The organism is Hymenobacter sp. BRD128 (assembly GCF_013256625.1).
Taxonomy (GTDB): domain Bacteria; phylum Bacteroidota; class Bacteroidia; order Cytophagales; family Hymenobacteraceae; genus Hymenobacter.
Genome location: NZ_CP053908.1, coordinates 80,465 through 97,003, shown reverse-complemented (window position 1 = coordinate 97,003; position 16,539 = coordinate 80,465). Strand labels below are relative to the sequence as shown.

Annotated in this window: 15 protein-coding genes and 1 pseudogene; 10 read left to right on the top strand and 6 right to left on the bottom strand. The window is 65.8% G+C overall.

Annotated elements, in window-relative coordinates; all coding sequences use genetic code 11:
* Window positions 1–26 precede the first annotated feature (26 nt).
* Window positions 27–836 (bottom strand): hypothetical protein, encoded by an 810-nt coding sequence (locus tag GKZ68_RS00620; protein WP_173109775.1) that lies wholly within the window; start codon window positions 834–836, stop codon window positions 27–29.
* A gap of 220 nt (window positions 837–1,056) precedes the next feature.
* On the opposite strand from GKZ68_RS00620, the gene GKZ68_RS00615 reads away from it, so the two are divergent.
* The 3 genes from GKZ68_RS00615 (at window position 1,057) to GKZ68_RS00605 (ending at window position 3,763) form a co-directional block, all read left to right on the top strand.
* Window positions 1,057–1,329 (top strand): UBP-type zinc finger domain-containing protein, encoded by a 273-nt coding sequence (locus GKZ68_RS00615; RefSeq protein WP_173109642.1) that lies wholly within the window; start codon window positions 1,057–1,059, stop codon window positions 1,327–1,329.
* 392 nt (window positions 1,330–1,721) lie between these two features.
* Window positions 1,722–2,774: a response regulator gene (locus tag GKZ68_RS00610; RefSeq protein WP_173109773.1), complete on the top strand. Its 1,053-nt coding sequence runs from the start codon at window positions 1,722–1,724 to the stop codon at window positions 2,772–2,774.
* Between the two features lie 152 nt (window positions 2,775–2,926).
* A complete protein-coding gene (locus tag GKZ68_RS00605) occupies window positions 2,927–3,763 on the top strand; it encodes a universal stress protein (protein WP_173109771.1) in 837 nt (278 codons plus the stop codon).
* Window positions 3,764–3,815: 52 nt separating this feature from the next.
* Here the strand turns inward: GKZ68_RS00605 and GKZ68_RS00600 are convergent, their stop codons facing one another.
* Window positions 3,816–4,142, bottom strand: coding sequence for a hypothetical protein (locus GKZ68_RS00600; protein WP_173109769.1), 327 nt, complete (start codon window positions 4,140–4,142; stop codon window positions 3,816–3,818).
* Window positions 4,143–4,392: 250 nt separating this feature from the next.
* Here GKZ68_RS00600 and GKZ68_RS00595 point away from each other — a divergent pair, with 250 nt between their 5' ends.
* The 7 genes and pseudogenes from GKZ68_RS00595 to GKZ68_RS00560 all read left to right on the top strand — a co-directional run bounded on the left by GKZ68_RS00595 (window position 4,393) and on the right by GKZ68_RS00560 (window position 12,160).
* Window positions 4,393–5,379 (top strand): 2-hydroxyacid dehydrogenase, encoded by a 987-nt coding sequence (locus tag GKZ68_RS00595; protein ID WP_173109767.1) that lies wholly within the window; start codon window positions 4,393–4,395, stop codon window positions 5,377–5,379.
* A gap of 54 nt (window positions 5,380–5,433) precedes the next feature.
* A complete protein-coding gene (locus tag GKZ68_RS00590; protein ID WP_173109765.1) occupies window positions 5,434–6,900 on the top strand; it encodes a L,D-transpeptidase family protein in 1,467 nt (488 codons plus the stop codon).
* A 206-nt stretch (window positions 6,901–7,106) separates the two neighbouring features.
* Window positions 7,107–9,037 (top strand): annotated as a pseudogene (locus GKZ68_RS00580) (Na+/H+ antiporter).
* 212 nt (window positions 9,038–9,249) lie between these two features.
* Window positions 9,250–10,689 (top strand): BON domain-containing protein, encoded by a 1,440-nt coding sequence (locus GKZ68_RS00575; RefSeq protein ID WP_173109759.1) that lies wholly within the window; start codon window positions 9,250–9,252, stop codon window positions 10,687–10,689.
* A gap of 249 nt (window positions 10,690–10,938) precedes the next feature.
* Window positions 10,939–11,151, top strand: a complete 213-nt coding sequence (locus GKZ68_RS00570) for a hypothetical protein (protein WP_173109618.1) — start codon at window positions 10,939–10,941, stop codon at window positions 11,149–11,151.
* A 179-nt stretch (window positions 11,152–11,330) separates the two neighbouring features.
* Window positions 11,331–11,945: a universal stress protein gene (locus GKZ68_RS00565; RefSeq protein ID WP_173109757.1), complete on the top strand. Its 615-nt coding sequence runs from the start codon at window positions 11,331–11,333 to the stop codon at window positions 11,943–11,945.
* Window positions 11,858–12,160: a universal stress protein gene (locus GKZ68_RS00560; RefSeq protein ID WP_173109755.1), complete on the top strand. Its 303-nt coding sequence runs from the start codon at window positions 11,858–11,860 to the stop codon at window positions 12,158–12,160. The genes GKZ68_RS00565 and GKZ68_RS00560 overlap by 88 nt, the downstream gene beginning before the upstream one ends.
* A 144-nt stretch (window positions 12,161–12,304) precedes the next feature.
* On the opposite strand, the gene GKZ68_RS00555 is transcribed toward GKZ68_RS00560, so the two are convergent.
* From GKZ68_RS00555 to GKZ68_RS00540, 4 genes are all read right to left on the bottom strand, one after another.
* Complete coding sequence (locus GKZ68_RS00555; protein WP_173109753.1) at window positions 12,305–13,144, bottom strand: universal stress protein; 840 nt, start codon at window positions 13,142–13,144, stop codon at window positions 12,305–12,307.
* A gap of 327 nt (window positions 13,145–13,471) precedes the next feature.
* Window positions 13,472–13,678 carry a hypothetical protein gene (locus GKZ68_RS00550; RefSeq protein WP_173109751.1) on the bottom strand — a complete coding sequence of 69 codons (207 nt, stop codon included), beginning with the start codon at window positions 13,676–13,678 and terminating at the stop codon, window positions 13,472–13,474.
* 192 nt (window positions 13,679–13,870) lie between these two features.
* Window positions 13,871–14,923 carry a response regulator gene (locus GKZ68_RS00545; protein ID WP_173109749.1) on the bottom strand — a complete coding sequence of 351 codons (1,053 nt, stop codon included), beginning with the start codon at window positions 14,921–14,923 and terminating at the stop codon, window positions 13,871–13,873.
* Window positions 14,901–16,511, bottom strand: coding sequence for a PAS domain-containing sensor histidine kinase (locus GKZ68_RS00540; RefSeq protein ID WP_173109748.1), 1,611 nt, complete (start codon window positions 16,509–16,511; stop codon window positions 14,901–14,903). Before GKZ68_RS00540 ends, GKZ68_RS00545 begins: the two co-directional genes overlap by 23 nt.
* Window positions 16,512–16,539: the final 28 nt, after the last annotated feature.

Sequence of the window (16,539 nt, the reverse complement as noted above, 5' to 3'; positions counted from 1 at the left end):
GGCCTGCTGCCCGCTAATGCAGGCCGCTAGCCGGGCGGTGGGCTGGGGCCGGCCAGGCAGGCGGCGCGGGCGGCCACCAGCTGAGCTTCGTGGGGCGAGCAGGCCAGCAGCAGCTTGTCCAGGTCCTCAAACCCGACCTGGCCGGCCGCCAGCGCCTCGGCTAGGGTCACGCTCTCGGGCACGTGGCCCCCGAGCGGCAGTTGGGCCGCAGCCACGGCGGCAGCCACCCCCAGGTAGGCCTCGCGCGGCAGCAGTGCCCCCACCAGCGGGCGCTGCCCGCCGGCCCCGGCCAGCCGGGCAGTGGCTTGCGCCCGCCCTTCGGCGCGGGTGCCGGCGGAGGCTAGCGGGCCGGCTAGCAGCGGGCCGGCTAGCATCAGGCGCGGCCCGGCGCAGGCCCCGCTCGTAACTAACTGGCTGGTAGCCGTTACCTCACCCGGCGGGCGCTGGCTAGGCATCTCGCGGATGCTGGTGATGCCACTGGCCAGGTACAGCGGCAGCGCCACGCGCTCGGCGGCGGCCGTAGCCAGCGCGTTGGCGCGGCCATCCCAGAGGCCGGGCACCAGGTAGAGTCCCTGGCCATTCAGGCGCGGCACGGCCCGCCCGGCCGGCACCCACTTGCCCACTGACACGATAAGTCCGTCGCGCACTACCACCATGCAATCGCGCACCACTTCGGCGGTGCTCGGGTCAATGAGGTTCACGTGGGTGATTACCAGCAGGTCGAGCGGGTATCCGGTGCCCACCGGGCGCGGCCCGGCGGGGGCAGCTGGCTGCCCGTTCGCCGGGCCAGGAGCCAGTAGCAGCCCGCTCACCAGCAGGAGCCAAAGCGTTTTCATAGCCAGAAGATGTAGAGAGTAAGGCCGCTAGCTCGCCCGGCAGCCGAAGGAGCATGCTGCAAGGTAGCCGCCGCACCCAGGCCAAACTATGATAAAAATCACCCCATACGCCTGCGTTTGCTTATACCAGCAGCCGGCGCAACGTGGCGCGGCTAGCCTGCTTCCCGGCCAGGTAATTTCCCGTAGCTTCGCTGGCTCACTCCTGCCCTGCTTACCGCTTATGGCTGTTCTCTGCGCCCACCTCACCGCCCTTGATATCGCTCATCTGAAGCACGATACCCAGCACGTATGCCCCGAGTGCGTGGCCTTGGGCGACGATTGGGTACACCTGCGCATCTGCCAGCAGTGCGGCCACGTGGGCTGCTGCGACGACTCGCTGAACAAGCACGCTACCAAGCACTTCCACGCCACGCGACACCCCGTTATCACGTCGGCGCAGCCGGGCGAGCGCTGGGCCTGGTGCTACCCCGACGAGCTGCTGGCCGAGTACTAGGGCAGCCAAACTACAATCGGCCCCCTAGCGAGCTGCTTATGACCCCGCTGGCCCTGGGGCCGGGCGCCACCAACGGCCTGTCGAGAGAAATTTTATTGTTTCTTGTCAGAAAGCCAGTACCTTAAATGAGAAGTAGGCGGCGCAAGCTACCTATGCTAGCCGGGCAGGCCCCCGGCCGCGCGCCGCGCCCAGGCGCAGCGGCGAGGATATTGTGCAGAGAACGGAACCTGAATTCTTCGGGACCAGAAGCCGGGCGGCACCCCTATCGTGAAGGTTACCCCCTAGCCGTAACCCTGGCCGGGGCGGCGCCCTGCTGGCTATTCAGCGATACCAGGCCAGCATTGGCCTGCTCATGCTACCCAGCGGGCCGGCCGCTACTTCCTTGTTTTCCAATGAAAACGATATTACTGATGGAGGACGACGCCGGCATGCGGGAAGCGACCGCCGAGCTGCTGGAGCGGGCGGGCTATGGCGTGCACGCCGCCCCCAACGGCCAGGTGGGCCTGGCGCTGGCCCTGGCCCACCCGCCCGATTTGGTGCTCTGCAACGTGCTGCTGCCGGTGCTCGACGGCTACGGCGTGCTGGCGCACTTCACCCAGCACCCGCGCCTGGCCGGGGTGCCCTTCATCTTCCTCACTGCCCAAGCTGACCCTGCCGACCAGCGGCGGGCCATGGCGCTGGGGGCCGACGACTACCTCACCAGGCCCCTGGCCGAGGCCGAGCTGCTAGGCGCCATTGCGGGGCGGCTGGCCCGCTTCCGCCACTTGCAGTCTGACCACGACCTGGCGGCCACCGGCGGGCTAGGTGAGTTTTTGGCCGATGCCCGCGCCACCGCCCGGCTCGACCACCTGGCTGGCGACCGCAAAGCCCACCCCGTGCGCAAAAAACAGGATGTGTACCTGGAGGGCGACGAAGCCACGCGCGCCTACTTCGTGCAAAGCGGGCGGGTGAAAACGGTGAAGGCCACCGCCGCCGGCAAAGAGCTGATTACTTGCCTCTACGGCCCCGGCGAGTTCTTCGGCTACCTGCCCCTGCTCGAGCACACGCCCCACCGCGACTCGGCCGTGGCCCTCGACGATGCGGAGCTGGTGTATATCTCGCAGGATGATTTTACGCTGCTGCTGCACCACGCCGAGGTGGGCCCGCAGTTTATGCGCCTGCTGGCGGGGCGGGTGAGTGCGCGCGAGCAGCAGCTGCTGCACATGGCCTACCATTCCATCCGGCGGCGCGTGGCCGATGTGCTGCTGCACCTGCACGAGCAAGCCGGCGGCCTGCCCACCACGGCTATTCAGGTGGCGCGCGAAGACCTGGCCGCCCTGGTGGGCACGACTCCCGAATCGCTGACACGCACACTCAGCGAGTTTCGGCAGGACGGCCTGCTGGAGCTGACCCCAAAAGCCGTGCGGCTGCTGGAGCCCGAGAAGCTGCGCCACGCGCCCTGGTAGCGGCCACGCCCCCACACGGCTGCCATAAATCAAGTGGTGCGCTCTCATTCGTCATTTCGCGGGCGTACGGCCAAGCCGACTTTTATGGCTGCGGGCTGCCTGTGGTCCGCGCCCGGCGGCGGTTGCGGCCGGGTGCCGCCACCTTTTTAGCCATGAAACCAGCTTTTGTAGTGCTCACCGACCTGTCGGGGGCGGCCGAGTCGGCCCTGACTTATACCACTCGCCTGGCGGCGCACCTGCAAGGCCGCCTGGTACTCCTGCACGTGTACCTGAACGTGAATGCTTTAATACAGCCCGAGGCCGTGCTAGCCACCACGGCTGGCCAGCTGGCCAGCCGCCGCCAACTGCGCGCCGACCTGTGTCTGCAAGCCGAAATGCTCGCCGTGCCCGCCGATGCCGAATTGTCACTTGACACCTTGACTATGGCCGTGCGCGGGGCCGTGCAGCGCCACCAGCCGCTGCTGCTGGCGCTAGGCCGCGAGCAGCCGCACGCCCCGCTGAATTTGGGCTGGCTTATTCCGCACCGCACGGTGTCGGTGCTGCGCACGGCCCGCTACCCGCTGCTGGTGGTGCCCGAAGGCTGCGCCGAAACCGAGCTGCCGCACCGCATCATGGTGGCCGCCGATGGCTATTCGTTCTCGCTTACGCCGCCCTCGCTGGCCTTGGGCAACCTGCTGCTGGCCCTGCAGCCCACCACCTCAGTGGTGCACGTGGCTAGCCAGGCACACGGACCCTCGCACGCCGACGTGGCCCTGGAGTCGGTACGGCGCACCGGGCTGTTTGGCACCATCACCAGCAGTAGCCTTTATGAAGTGCGCGAAGAAACTGCAGCGAACGGTATTTTGCTGGCAGCCAGCGAGCTGCACACCCAGCTGATTGTATTGCTAGCCCGGCCGCACTCGTTCTTAAGCGGGCTGTTTCACCGCAGCGTCACGGCCCAGGTGCTGCGCCTCAGCGCTGTGCCCGTGCTGGTGCTGCCCACCAATTAAGTGGCTAAGTACAACCGAAACCAGCTGTCGAAAATCAACCAAGTAGAAGCACTCAATCCCCAAGTACCACCTCGCCCGGCTCATACGGCTTGCCAGCTTCAAACCGGGCGAAGGCCAGCAGCTTGGGTTTGGCCCCGGCCGGGGACAGCAGCTCGAAGGGTGCCGCCGGGCTCTTGGTGCTATACGCTATGATGGATTCGATAAGGTCCTGCGCTTCGGCCGGCGTGGCAAACTCGACCGTGAGGTCGGCTTCGGGCCGCGTGGTGAAGATGTTCACCGCCGGCAGGTTGCTGGGCACCGTCACCAACTCCAGGCGCACAATGTGGTCCACGTTGAGATGCGGCGAATTGTGCTCATTCTTAAACGAAACGAAGGGCATGGCGCAGGAAATTAGTGTGAATAAAATATTTATAATCAGCAGGATATTGGCGAATGGGGCTAGTCCCCACCCGGCCTACCCAACCCCTAAGTAACGCGGGCCACCTCGGGCTAGCCTTGCCAAACATCACGTTTTTGCCTGACTAATATCATGGGGCCAGCCCAGGCTTTTCACGAATCTTACGCGGTAGTTGCGGCAGGCCCTAGCCGGGCATTTTCAGCCCGCCAATTTCTTCCTTCGCTATGAAGCCATGAATGCCACCATTTTCAGCACCCAATCGTTTGAGCGCAGTTTTTTGCAGCAGGCTAATGCCGACCGGCATCAGTTACACGTGCTGGCGGCCGGGCTGGGCCCGCTCACGGCCCCGCTGGCGCAGGGCTCGGCGGCCGTGAGCGTGTTCACCACCGACAAAGTATCGGCTCCACTGCTGGCGCAGCTGTGGGCGCACGGCGTGCACTACCTGCTGCTGCGCGCCACGGGCCACGATAACGTGGACCTGGCGGCGGCCCACCGGCTAGGCCTGCGCGTGGCCAACGTGCCCGACTACTCGCCCCACGCCACCGCCGAATATGCGGTAGCCCTTATCTTGGCCTTGTGCCGCCACCTGCGCCAGGCCGACCTGCAGGTGCGGGCCAACGATTTCTGTCTCGACGACCTGGTGGGCTTCAACCTGCACGGCAAAACGGTGGGCATCGTGGGTGTAGGGCGCATCGGGGCGGCGGTGGCCCGCATTCTGCACGGCTTTGGCTGCCAGGTGCTGGGCTGCGAAGTACTGCCCGATGCGGAGCGCGGGCAGCAGGAAGGCCTGCGCTACGTGAGCCTGCCCGAGCTGTGCGCCCAGGCCGACGTTATCAGTGTGCACACCCCCCTCACCGAGGGCACCCATCACCTGATTGACGACCAGCTGCTGGCCAGCATGAAGCGCGGCGTACTGCTCGTGAACACCGGTCGGGGCGGCGTGCTCGACACCGCGGCAGCCTTGCGGGCGCTGGCCAGCGGCCAGCTCGGCTACCTGGGTATTGATGTGTACGAGGCCGAGGAAGGGCTATTTTTTGCCAATCACGCGCTCGACCAACTAAGCGATAAAACGTTTGCGCAGCTACTCACCTACAAAAATGTGCTGGTGACCGGGCACCAGGCCTACCTCACGCGGGAAGCTCTCACCAATATCGCCGACGCCACCGTAGCCAGCCTCGATGCCTGGGACCAGGGCCGCGCCGCCGCGCATGAGCTGTAGGCCATAACCTCAATTTTAATTAATATCTCCTTGATGACTGTTGCTTTGCGTTGTTTGTGTGCCTGTCTGCTACTGGCTAGCCCTGGGTGCGGCCCGACGCCCGCAACGCACGTGGCCGCCGCTGGCCTGCCGGCACCATCGCCCAAATCCCCGCCCCTGGCAGTGCCGGTGGCCCCGCTCATTCGGGCGTTGCTCGATACCCTCGCTACCAGCCGCGCCCACCCGCGCTTACAGGCGGAGGCCGAGGTGCGCGCCTTCTACGGCCCGGCCAGCGCGCCGGCCTGGACACTGCCCGCCGACAGCGCCGATATAAGCCCCAACGCCACGGTGGCCCTGGCTCTGCTGGGCCGCGCCGCCGAGTACGGCCTGCGCCCGGCCGACTACGGCCACGCCCGCCTGCGGGCGCTGCGCGACTCGCTCGCGCAGCCTGCCTCGCTAGCCCTCCCGGCCCGGCGGGCCCGCCAGCAGGCGCAGTTGGAGGTGTACCTCAGCGACGCGGTGCTGACTTTCCGGCGCGACCTCGACCGGGGCCGACTGCGGGCCTACACACCTTCGGGGCGCGAAAGAACTGCTCTGGCCGCGCCGCCGGCCGCGCTGCGCGCGGCCCTGGCCAGCCGCACCGTGCCCGCCGCCATGCTGGCCGGCCAGCCCACCAACCGCGAGTATCGCCAGCTGCAGCAGGCACTGGCGCGCTGGCTAGCCTGGCCCTTCGTCCCCGATTCGGCCCGGCAGCACCAGGCGCGCTACGAGCTGGCCGCCCTCAATCTGGAGCGCTGGCGCTGGGAAATGGTGACGCAGTCAGCTGACTATTTGCTGATTAACATTCCGGCCTACGAGCTGCACGTGGTAGCCCGCGACTCGGTGCTGCGCCGCTACCGCGTGGTAGTGGGCAAGCCCACCACGCCTACCCCTACCCTGAGCAGCGCTATCCGCTACTTCACGCTGGCCCCCGACTGGCACGTGCCCCACTCCATTGCCGTGCGCGAAATGCTGCCCCGCCTCCAGAAAGACCCCGGCTACCTGGCCCGCCACAACTACGCCCTCTACGACGAGCGGGGCGAGCTGCTCGACCCGGCCCATATCAACTGGGCGCACGTAACGGCCCGGCAGTTTCCCTACACCATTCGCCAGGCTACGTGCTGCGATAACGCGCTAGGCAACATCGTTTTTCGGTTTAATAATCCCTACTCGGTGTACCTGCACGACACGCCGCAGCGCCAGCTGTTTGCCCAGCCCATGCGGGCGCTCAGCCACGGCTGCATCCGGCTAGAGCACCCCCTGGCGCTGGCCGCCTACCTGCTGCGCCGCGCGGGCCAGCCCGTGAACCTGCCCAGCGACGACGCGTGCGCCCGCCAGCCCAGCCCCCGCGATGTGCGCCTGACCCAGCCCCTGGCCCTATACGTGCGCTACGCCACCTGCACCGCCGAAAATGGCCACCTACGCTTTTTTGCCGACGTATACCAGCGCGACGAGGCAGTGCGCCAAGCGCTGTTTGGCCCGTTGGCCCTGGCTAGCCAGTAGCCTGTGGCTGCGCAGGCGGGAATAGGTAGGTGGCCCTTAATGTCTAACCCCACCACCGGCCCTAGTAGTGCGCGAATCAAGACCAGTACCTGCCTTGGCAAGTTGATGAAAATCAACTGCGCCCAGCCTGCTGGTCATAGCCGCGCGGCGGCGAAAGGCGGACTTTTGCAGCAGACTTTCCTTTCTGTTATTAAACCGCGCTTGGTATGGATTTTATGACTGCGCTGCTGGCCACCATCACCAAGCTTAGAAAGGAGGGCTACACGGAGAATTTTGACCTCCGCAAGCACCTGCTGACCGGCCAGCGCTCGGCCCTGCAGCTGACGCCCGACGAGTTTGTGGTAGACAGTCAGCACCACTTCGGCGAGGCCGGCGACCCGGCCGGGACCGAAGTGGTGTATGCCATTTCGTCCCTCAAGTTCAACGTGAAGGGCACCCTAGTCAACGGCCACCACGTGTCGAGCAACGGCGTGAACGCGGCCTTTATCCGGGTGCTCACCGAAAAAATCAGGGTTAGCCTGCTGCCCGCCCCACCCCCATTTTGCGTTAAGCCAGCCGCCGGGCGGCCCGCCCCGATGCACAATCTCGAACTGCTTATTGCCCTGCTGGCCGTGGCCACGGCCGTGGCCGAAGTAGCGGAGCGCCTGCGGCTCTCCTACCCCATCTTATTGATGCTCACAGGCATTGTACTCGGACTGATGCCGGGGCTGCCGCGCTTCGAGCTGGACCCTAGCCTGGTGTTTACCCTGTTTTTGCCGCCCTTGCTGTATGCGGCGGCGGGCAGCACCTCGTGGCCCGATTTTAAGGCGGCGCGGCGGCCCATCGGGCTACTGGCGCTGGGGTGCGTGCTCTTCACCACGCTGCTGGTGGCCCTGGCCACCCACTGGCTGCTGCCGGGCTTCGACTGGCCCTCGTCGTTTTTGCTCGGGCCATTGTAAGCCCGCCCGATGCCGTGGCGGCGGCATCCATCACGCAGGGGCTGGGGCTGCCGCGCCGCGTCACGGCCATTATCGAGGGCGAAAGCCTGGTAAACGACGCCACCGGCCTTATTGCCTACCGCTACGCGCTGGCCGCCGTGGCCACGGGCCACTTTGTGCTGTGGGAAGCCAGCCTGCAGCTGGTGTGGACGGCCACGGCCGGCGTGGTCATCGGGCTGGCCGTGGGCTGGCTTATCCTGCACGTGCACCGCCTCACCGAGAGTCCGGTAGTGGGCACCAGCCTCACGTTTTTGACGCCCTACCTCGCCTTTTTGCTGGCCGAGGAACTGCACGTGTCGGCGGTGCTGGCGGTGGTCACGGTGGGGCTGTTTCTGGGCCGGCGGGTTATCTACGGCTCGCAGGCGCGCCTGCGCAGCGATGCCGTATGGACGTCGGCCGTTTCGCTGCTCAATGGATTGGTTTTTAGTCTTATGGGCCTGGAGCTGCCGGCTATTCTGCACGGCATCCGGCCCGGCTTTATTTGGGCGGTGCTGGGCTACGGCGTGCTCATCAGCGGCACGGTGGTGGCCGCCCGGCTGCTGTGGTGGTACCCCAGCGCCTACGCCCCGCGCTGGCTCAGCCACGATATTCGGGCCGAGGAGCCGGTGCCGCCGCTGGCCCTGGTGAGCGTGGTGGCCTGGACGGGCATGCGCGGGGTGGTGTCGCTGGCCGCCGCGCTAGCCCTACCCCTTAGCCAGCGCCACGGCGCCCCATTCCCGCACCGCGATGTCATTTTGTTGGTCACGTTCGTGGTTATTTTCTGCACGCTCGTGTTGCAGGGCCTGAGTTTAGGGCCACTCATTCACTGGCTGGGCATCCGGCCCGACCCGCTGGCCGGGCGCGAGGAGGTGCACGTGCGCGTGCAGCTGGCCGAGCGCATTCTCGAATACCTTGACCGCCCCGCCACCGCCCACTGGGTACCCGCCGACGTGCTTCAACGCATGAAGCTGAGCTACGGCGTGCGCCTGGCGCTGCTGCGCAGCTGGACGGCCGCCCTGAAGGAGCGCCCCCCCACGACCTGCACGAGAAACCCTTTACCAAGTCGCAATTTCTTCAGGAAGAGCTTATTAAATTTGAACGCGGCGTACTACAGGAGTTGCAGCAAAAGGAGCGCACCAGCGACGACCTCTTGCGCAAGCTCGAAAACGAGCTGGATTTAGAGGAAGCCCGCCTGGAACTGGACAAAGGCCTGTTTTAGCGCCGGAGGCCGGCCGGGGGCTAGCCCTCAGCCGGGCGCGCCCTGCCCCCGGCCACCTGACAAACGTCATACTTTCAAGGAATTGTTGTCAGCACTACGGCGGGGCTAGGGGGCGACTTTTACGGGTGAATTCGCGCTCACCGGGAGCCGGAATAACCTAGCCCTTGTGACCCCATGCAAACCCTCGAAACCTTCGAACAGACCATTGAGCACGTGGTCGATGCAGACATTACGACCGCCATTGAGCTGTTTTTTACCACCAAGAAAGGCGTAGCTGCGCACCTCATCGACGTAGCCACCCACGATGGCATTGTGCTGCTGACCGGCATTACCGACAACCTGCTCTCGCGCGAGCGGGCCGAAGAAATTGCCCTGGCCCTGCGCGGCGTGCGCGGCGTGGTGAATGAGATTCTTATCAGCACGCCCGACGTGGCCGACCACGAGCTGCAAGCGCACGTAGCCAGCGCCCTGGCCGCCGACCCCGCCACCAGCGACTACAACGTGCAGGCCACCGCCGCCGATGGCCACCTTACCCTAGCGGGCACGCTCCAGAGCTGGGCCGAGAAGGAACTGGTGCTGCGCGTGGTGCGCGGCGTGAAGGGCGTGCGTAGCCTTGGAGCCGACGACCTGCTTATCCGCTGGGGCAAAATCGAGAATTCGGACGAAGAAATCAGCACCCAAATCCGTGAGCTGCTGGCCTGGGACATTCGGGTGAACAGCGCCCTGGTGCAAGTGCGCACCACCGACCGGGTAGTGCGCCTGAGCGGCACGGTGGGCACCGCCGCCGAGAAAAACCGCGTGGAGGCCACCGCTTACCGGGCCGGCGCGGCGCGCGTCGATGCCCGCGACCTGGCGGTGGCCTACTGGGCGCTGGGCCACGAGCTGCGGCGCGACAAGCTAGCCCCGCGCTCCGACCAGGACATTGCCCAGGCCGTGGTCGATGCCTTTCGCTTCGACCCGCGCGTGCTCTCGTACCAGCCGCTGGTGGCGGTGCACAACGGCGTGGTGACGCTGAGCGGGGTCGTGAGCAACCTGCGCGCCAAGCAGGATGCCGAGCGCGACGCCCGCCACGTAGTGGGCGTCTGGGACGTACATAACCTGCTGAAAGTACGCACCAAGCGCTTCATCCCCGACCTGCACATCGGCCAGACCATCCGCGAGGCGCTGGCCCGCGACCCCTACGTGAGCGGCTGCGACTTCAGCGTGTACGTGCGCAACGGCAAGGCCCAGCTGTATGGGCAGGTGAGCACGCACTTTGAGCAGGAGCAGGCCGGGGCCGTGGCCTCGGGCGTGAATGGCGTGGCAGAGCTGGACAACTGGGTGAGCGTGCCCGGCAGCCCCGATTTCAACGCCTACCAGACCGCCGCCTGGAAGCCCACTATGCCCCGCCCCAACCCCGACTTCGCCCTGGCCGAGCGCATCCGCAACCGGTACTTCTGGTCGGCTAGCCTCAATAATCAGGAGATAGAGGTGCTGGTAGAGAAAGGCCACGCCACGCTCACGGGCACCGTCGAAACCTGGCTCGACCGCGAACAGGCCACCTACGCGGCCTACGACGCCGGCGCCAGCTTCGTGGACAACGACCTGCTCATCTCGCCCGACCACGGACTGTAAGACTGGGCAGCCCGCCCCCGCGCCGCCCGGGTGGGTGGCGGGCTGCTTTTTACCCACTTCTCTCCTTTCTGAGCTATAACTACTTCACACGCATTATATTGACTAATTTCTACTCTGTTTTCAAGCGGGTTCGCACTTTACGCCCAGCGCTAATTAAGACGCGGCGCGCTGGCTTCTGACGCAAACTCGCTAGCCCTCGTGCCCAACCCCACCCGTGCCAACTCCGGCGCGCTTTAATTCCCCCACCCCATGTCGAAGAAAGCTGCTGAAAGCCACAAAAAGGCTGCCACCCACCATACCGAGGCCGCCAAGCATCACACCGAAGCCGCCAAGCACCAGGAAGCCGGCAGCCACGAGAAGGCGGCGCACCACGCCCACACCGCCGCCGCCCACACTGAGCACGCCGCCGAGCACGCTACCCACGCGCGCAAGAGCCACGCCGAAGAGTACGGCACCAAGTAGGCCGCCTGACAAATCCCGGTTTTCGGCAGCGAAAGCCGGGATTTTAAGTTCAGTTAATTTTTGCACAGGTCACCTCATGGGCCATATTTCTTTTCAATCAGGGCGCTTCCGATAGGGCTGGCTTGGCTGGCAGCTAGCGATTTTCGCCGGGCCGGATTTCCGGCATTTTTTTATTTACTATGAAAACCGACTTTATTGTTTTCACCGATGGCACGCCCGCCAACGAGTTCATGCTAGCCTACGCCGCCGTGCTGGCCGCCCCGCTGGGGGCCACGCTGCACCTGGTGCACGTGCTGGCGCAGCCGCTGGTTGCCCTAGAATTTGGGCCGCCGCTACTCGATACGGATTACGTGCCGGCCGTGCGCGCCGGGCTGCTAGAGGCGGCGGCCCGCTTGCCGGTGCCGGCCACCGTCGAGCTGCTGGAAGACGACAACTGGTATTCGGCCCTCGACCAGCTGCTGGCCGCTTACCAGCCGGCGCTGCTGCTAGCCGGCCTTTCCGCCACCGATGGGCCGCTGGACGAGTGGCTGAGCAACCGCGCCCTACCGCTGGCCCACCGCACGGGCTACCCGCTGCTGCTAGTGCCCGAGTTTCTGGCGGCTATGTATCTGCGCCCGCCCCGCCGCCTGGTGCTGGCCGTGGAGGACCGCCCGTTTACCCTCACGCCCGAGGGGCGGGCCCTGGCCCCGCTGCTCGCCCGGCTGAGTTGCGCCGTGGTGCCCGTCACGGTCCTCCCCCCCACCGGGCCCACAAGGGCGGCGCCGGCCTGCGGGCCGCGCAGCGCTGCGGGCTAGCCCCCACCCTGGCCGGCAGCGCGCTGCACCGGGTGGTGGATGCGCGGCCCGCCGCCGGCATCTGGCAGGCCACCGACGAGCTGGAGGCCGACATGCTAGCCTTGCTCGACCAGGGTCACGGCTGGATACATAAGCTCTTTAGCGGCAGCGTGATTGCCGATGTGCTGCGCTACTCGCAGGTGCCGGTGCTACTACTACCCCTCGCGGCGGAGTAGCGAATGGCTAACGTGCTTTTGGCGGCTAGTTGATAATCTATCGACTAGCCGCCACCGGGCTCCTGCATTTTTCCTTTATGGCGCATGCATTGACACGGCACGCCGGCCTTAGTGGTAGCGGGCAAGTATGGTGGGCACCTGGCGTCAGGCCGCCATGCGCGCCGAGAGCAGCAGCACCGGCACCTGCGAAAACCGCACAGCGTGGGCAATAACGCTGCCGCTGAACATCTTATGCATCCAGCCGTGGCCCTGGTCGAGCAAGGCCAGCATGTCGGCCTCCAACTCGTCGGTGGCCTGCCAGATGCCGGCGGCGGGCCGCGCATCCACCACCCGGTGCAGCGCACTGCCGGCCAGGGTGGGGGCTAGCCCGCAACGCTGCGCGGCCAGCCAGCCCGCCTCGCCGCTCGTGGCCTGCTGGGGCGGAAATACGGTGGTCGTGACGAACGCGCAGCCCAGCGCCTGCAGCAGCGGCGCCAGGGCCAGCGCCTCGGGCGTGAGGGTAAACGGGCGGTCCTCCACGGCCAGCACCAGGCGGCGGGGCGGGCGCAGGGCGGCGGCGGGCAGGTGCTCGGGTACCAATAGCAGCGGATAGCCCGTGCGGTGGGCCAGCGGAAGGGCGCGGTTATTGAGCCACTCTTCGAGGCGGCCGTGGGTGGCCGTGAGGCCAGCAATTAGCAGCAGCGGCCGATAGGTATCCAGGGCCTGCTCCACGGCCGTGTACCACTCATTTTCAATTACTTCGGAGGTAGTGGGCACGGATAGACCCGCAGCGGCACTGGCGAGGGAATTACGGAGTGCGCGCACATAGTCCACGTCCAGCATGGGCATCGTAAAGCCATATTCCAGGGTGGTTACGGCCATTGGGGCAAATACATGCACCAGGTGCAGCTCGGCCCCCAGCGGCGCGGCCAGCGCGGCGGCGTAGGCTTGCGCCCGCTCGCCGGCAGGCGAAGAATCGGTGAGGACAACGAAGTTAGGTTTCATGGGATGAGGGGGTTTGTCACGTGTTTGGCAGGTTGATAGACATTGTTCTGGCGCCGGCGCCGGCTCCTTCCTTTCAGGAAAAGGGCCGGGGGCCGGCGCGGAGGGCAACTTGGTATATCATTCTGACAAGGCACGCTGAGCAAATCATTAGCGCCCCATACCAACGCAATCAAGCAGCCCGCAGCAGCACCGGCGCTATCTTGACCACCCGCTCCGCTCCACTGCTGGCAGCGCCACGCGGCGGGTCAGGGTCCATGGAAACAAGCGGTTAGCAGGCGTTGCCAGGGCTGTTTCAACGTCGGCCCGCCCTGCTCTTCCTAAGCGGCGCTAGGTGCCCGGCGCGGTCACGGGCGCACTACCGGGGCTAGCGGCTGCGGGCACCGGGCCGGCGTAGTAGCCCCGCTCATCGGGCGACATACTGGCATCGGCTTCCCGCATCACGCGCAGGCTGTCGGCGCTGATGGTGCGGCTGGTGTGGGCGGGGCTTCGGTCGTCGGGGCGCGGCCGGGCGGGGCTAGCGGGGCGCCAGCTCATCGGCGAAAGCCGTGGGCTAGGGTGGGAAATGCGGCAGCAGCAGGCATATGCATAAGAGCGGAGGGAATAGAGAGTGGAAGCCGGCCGCAAGGGCAAACCGACCTGCCGCAAAGGTCTGGCCGCGCCCCGGCCCCCTGGCTGACAATAATCGCCTTGCTACCTGACGTTTGTCAGGGCTGCTTGGCGCGGCCCCTACCAATGCGCCCGGCGCAGCCTCTCTGGCTGCAGCACCCGAATATGTTTGGGCGTCAGGGCAATTAAGCCGTTCTGGTTGAATTCGCTAAGGGTGCGAATGAGCGACTCGGGGGCCGTGCCGACCATAGCGGCCATGTCATCGCGCGAGAGCTGGATGCTGGCGGTGGGGTCGGCGCTGATGGGCTCGTGCAGGCGCAGCAACGTATCGGCCACGCGGCGCCGGATGGAGCTGTAGGCCATGGTCAGGAGCTGCTGCTCGCGCTCGCGCACGCGGCCCGCCAGCAGCCGAATAAACTGCTGGCTCACCGCCGAATTGCGCAGCAGCAACTGCGAAAAGTCATCCTGCGGAATGTACACCAACTCCGCATCGTCGAGGGCCACGGCCGAGTCGCTGTGCAGGGTGTGCTCCAGCAACGGCAGGTAGCCAAAAAACTCGCCGGGGCCATAAAAGCCCGTAATCAATTCTTTGCCGCCTTCGGTCGTTTTCACGGTTTTTACCCGGCCGGCCTGCACGAAGTAGCCCCGCGTGACCTCGTCGCCTTCCAGGTAGATGGTCTGCTTGCGGCGCACCGCGTGGGTTTTGCGGTCGCCCGACAGGCCAGCCAGGTGGCCCACGGCGCGGGCATCGTCCAGAAACTCGCCCAGGCCGCCGGCGCGCAGGTCATAGTCGGGCTTGAGGTGCCGAAACCGGGCTAGCCGGCCGCTGATGGCGCTCAGCAGCTCGTTTTCGCTGAAGGGTTTGGTGAGGTAGTCGTCGGCCCCCAGCTCCATACCGCGGCGCTGGTCGATGCGCTCGGTTTTGGCGGTGAGGAAGATGAAGGGCACGCCCGCCAGCTGCGGGTTCTGGTTGAAAATATGCAGCACGCCGTAGCCGTCGAGCACCGGCATCATAATGTCGCACACCACCAAGTCGGGCTTCTCGGCCAGAGCCTGCTCCACGCCAAGCTTACCGTTTTTGGCGGCGTGCACGGCGTAGCCGGCCAGCCCGAGCAGCTCGGCGGTGTTTTCGCGGATAAACGCGTCGTCCTCAATCAGCAGAATGGTTTTCATAGGGAAGGGTGACCGTGACGGTAGTGCCCTGGTCGGGGGCGCTTTGCAGGTCGATGGTGCCGCCCATCAGCTCCAGATAGCGGGCAATGATGTAGAGGCCTAGCCCGGTGCCGGGCACCGTCGAAACGTTGCGGGCCCGAAAAAACCGCTCGAACAAGTGGGTCTGGTCTTCCTTGGAAATCCCCACGCCCTGGTCGGCCACGCTGACGGTCAGCTGGCTATCGTGGCACGCCGCCTGCACCGTCACTGTGGCGTTTTCGCCCGAATACTTGAGGGCATTGGAGAGCAAATTCACCAAAATCTTGCGCAGCAGCGACGAGTCGAGCCAAAACGGGTCGGGGCACGCCACCTGCCGCACGAAGGTTTGGCCGGTCTTGCGCAGGCTCTGCACGTCGGCCAGGGTTTCGTCGAGCAGGGTATTCAGGTCGAAAGCAACTGGATTGATTTCCACCTTGCCTTCCTCGATGCGCCCGACGGAGAGAAACTCTTCCAGAATGGCATTCAAGTGGTTGACCGAGATATTGATGCGCTCCAGGTGCTTGAGGCGCTGGGGCTGCTGGTCGCCGTCGGGGTATTTGCCGATGAGCGCGGCCGAGCTGAGCACGGCCGTGAGCGGCGTGCGAAACTCGTGCGAGGCCATGCTCACGAAGCGCGATTTTAATTCGCCCAACTCCTGCTCGGCGGCTAGGGCCTGGGCCAGCTCCTGGCCCCGCTTTTCGAGCTGCTCCAGGGTGCTGAGCAGGGCGTGGGTGCGGTCAGCCACCTTCTGCTCGAGCTCGGCGTTGAGGCGGGCCACCTGCTGGTGCTGGTCGTGCAGCTCCTGCTCAGCGGCCTTTTTGCGGGAAATGTCGAGGACGTAGGCCACTACGTACAGCTCCTCATCAAGGTAAAAGTAGCTCAGGCTGACTTCGACCGGAAACACCGAGCCATCCTGGCGCTGGCCCTGCAAGGCGCGGTGCCCGCCCATGCTGCGCACCTGGGGCTGGGCGTTGAATGTTTTGCGCAGCTGCTCGTGGCGGCGGCCGGCGGCACCCGGTACCAGCACTTCGATGCGCTGGCCCAGCAACGCGGGCTGCGAGTAGCCAAAAAGCTCGCCCGCCAGGCCATTGGCCGACACGATACTGCCGGTTTTATCGCAGACGATAATACCGATGGTGGCGTTGGTAAACACGGCCTCGAAGCGGCGCACGCTGTGGGCCAGCGCGCGCTCGGCGCGCTGCAGCGGGCTTTGCTCGGCCAGGCACACCAGCAGCGAGGGCCGGCCCTCGGCCTCAAAGTACGTGAGCCGCAGGTAGGCCGGGAACGGCTCGCCGGTGTGGCGCCGAATGATGGCGTCCAGCTCGTGGTGGCCTTCGCGCTGGGTCAGCTCGCACAGCACCCGCCACTCGTCACTCGTCCAGGGCGGCGAGCGCAGCGAGTGGTCGGGGTCGGCCAGAAACTCGGCCTCGGAGGCGTAGCCCAGCAGTTGCACCGCCACGGGGTTTACCTGCGTAAACCAGCCCAAGGCCACATCATAAATACCCACAAACTCGCGCGAGTGCGTGTAGAGCAGGTTGGCCAGCACGGTGGTGTAGGAAGCGGACAGCATGGGTAAGCAAGGTGCTGGCAAGGCAGAA

Excerpts from the sequence above, each read along its gene's own strand:
- GKZ68_RS00550 (WP_173109751.1), bottom strand. The coding sequence starts at position 13,678 with ATGAGCTGGCGCCCCGCTAGCCCCGCCCGGCCGCGCCCCGACGACCGA.
- GKZ68_RS00570 (WP_173109618.1), top strand. The coding sequence starts at position 10,939 with ATGTCGAAGAAAGCTGCTGAAAGCCACAAAAAGGCTGCCACCCACCAT.
- GKZ68_RS00600 (WP_173109769.1), bottom strand. The coding sequence starts at position 4,142 with ATGCCCTTCGTTTCGTTTAAGAATGAGCACAATTCGCCGCATCTCAAC.
- GKZ68_RS00615 (WP_173109642.1), top strand. The coding sequence starts at position 1,057 with ATGGCTGTTCTCTGCGCCCACCTCACCGCCCTTGATATCGCTCATCTG.
- GKZ68_RS00540 (WP_173109748.1), bottom strand. The coding sequence starts at position 16,511 with ATGCTGTCCGCTTCCTACACCACCGTGCTGGCCAACCTGCTCTACACG.
- GKZ68_RS00605 (WP_173109771.1), top strand. The coding sequence starts at position 2,927 with ATGAAACCAGCTTTTGTAGTGCTCACCGACCTGTCGGGGGCGGCCGAG.
- GKZ68_RS00555 (WP_173109753.1), bottom strand. The coding sequence starts at position 13,144 with ATGAAACCTAACTTCGTTGTCCTCACCGATTCTTCGCCTGCCGGCGAG.
- GKZ68_RS00595 (WP_173109767.1), top strand. The coding sequence starts at position 4,393 with ATGAATGCCACCATTTTCAGCACCCAATCGTTTGAGCGCAGTTTTTTG.
- GKZ68_RS00545 (WP_173109749.1), bottom strand. The coding sequence starts at position 14,923 with ATGAAAACCATTCTGCTGATTGAGGACGACGCGTTTATCCGCGAAAAC.
- GKZ68_RS00575 (WP_173109759.1), top strand. The coding sequence starts at position 9,250 with ATGCAAACCCTCGAAACCTTCGAACAGACCATTGAGCACGTGGTCGAT.
- GKZ68_RS00620 (WP_173109775.1), bottom strand. The coding sequence starts at position 836 with ATGAAAACGCTTTGGCTCCTGCTGGTGAGCGGGCTGCTACTGGCTCCT.
- GKZ68_RS00565 (WP_173109757.1), top strand. The coding sequence starts at position 11,331 with ATGAAAACCGACTTTATTGTTTTCACCGATGGCACGCCCGCCAACGAG.
- GKZ68_RS00610 (WP_173109773.1), top strand. The coding sequence starts at position 1,722 with ATGAAAACGATATTACTGATGGAGGACGACGCCGGCATGCGGGAAGCG.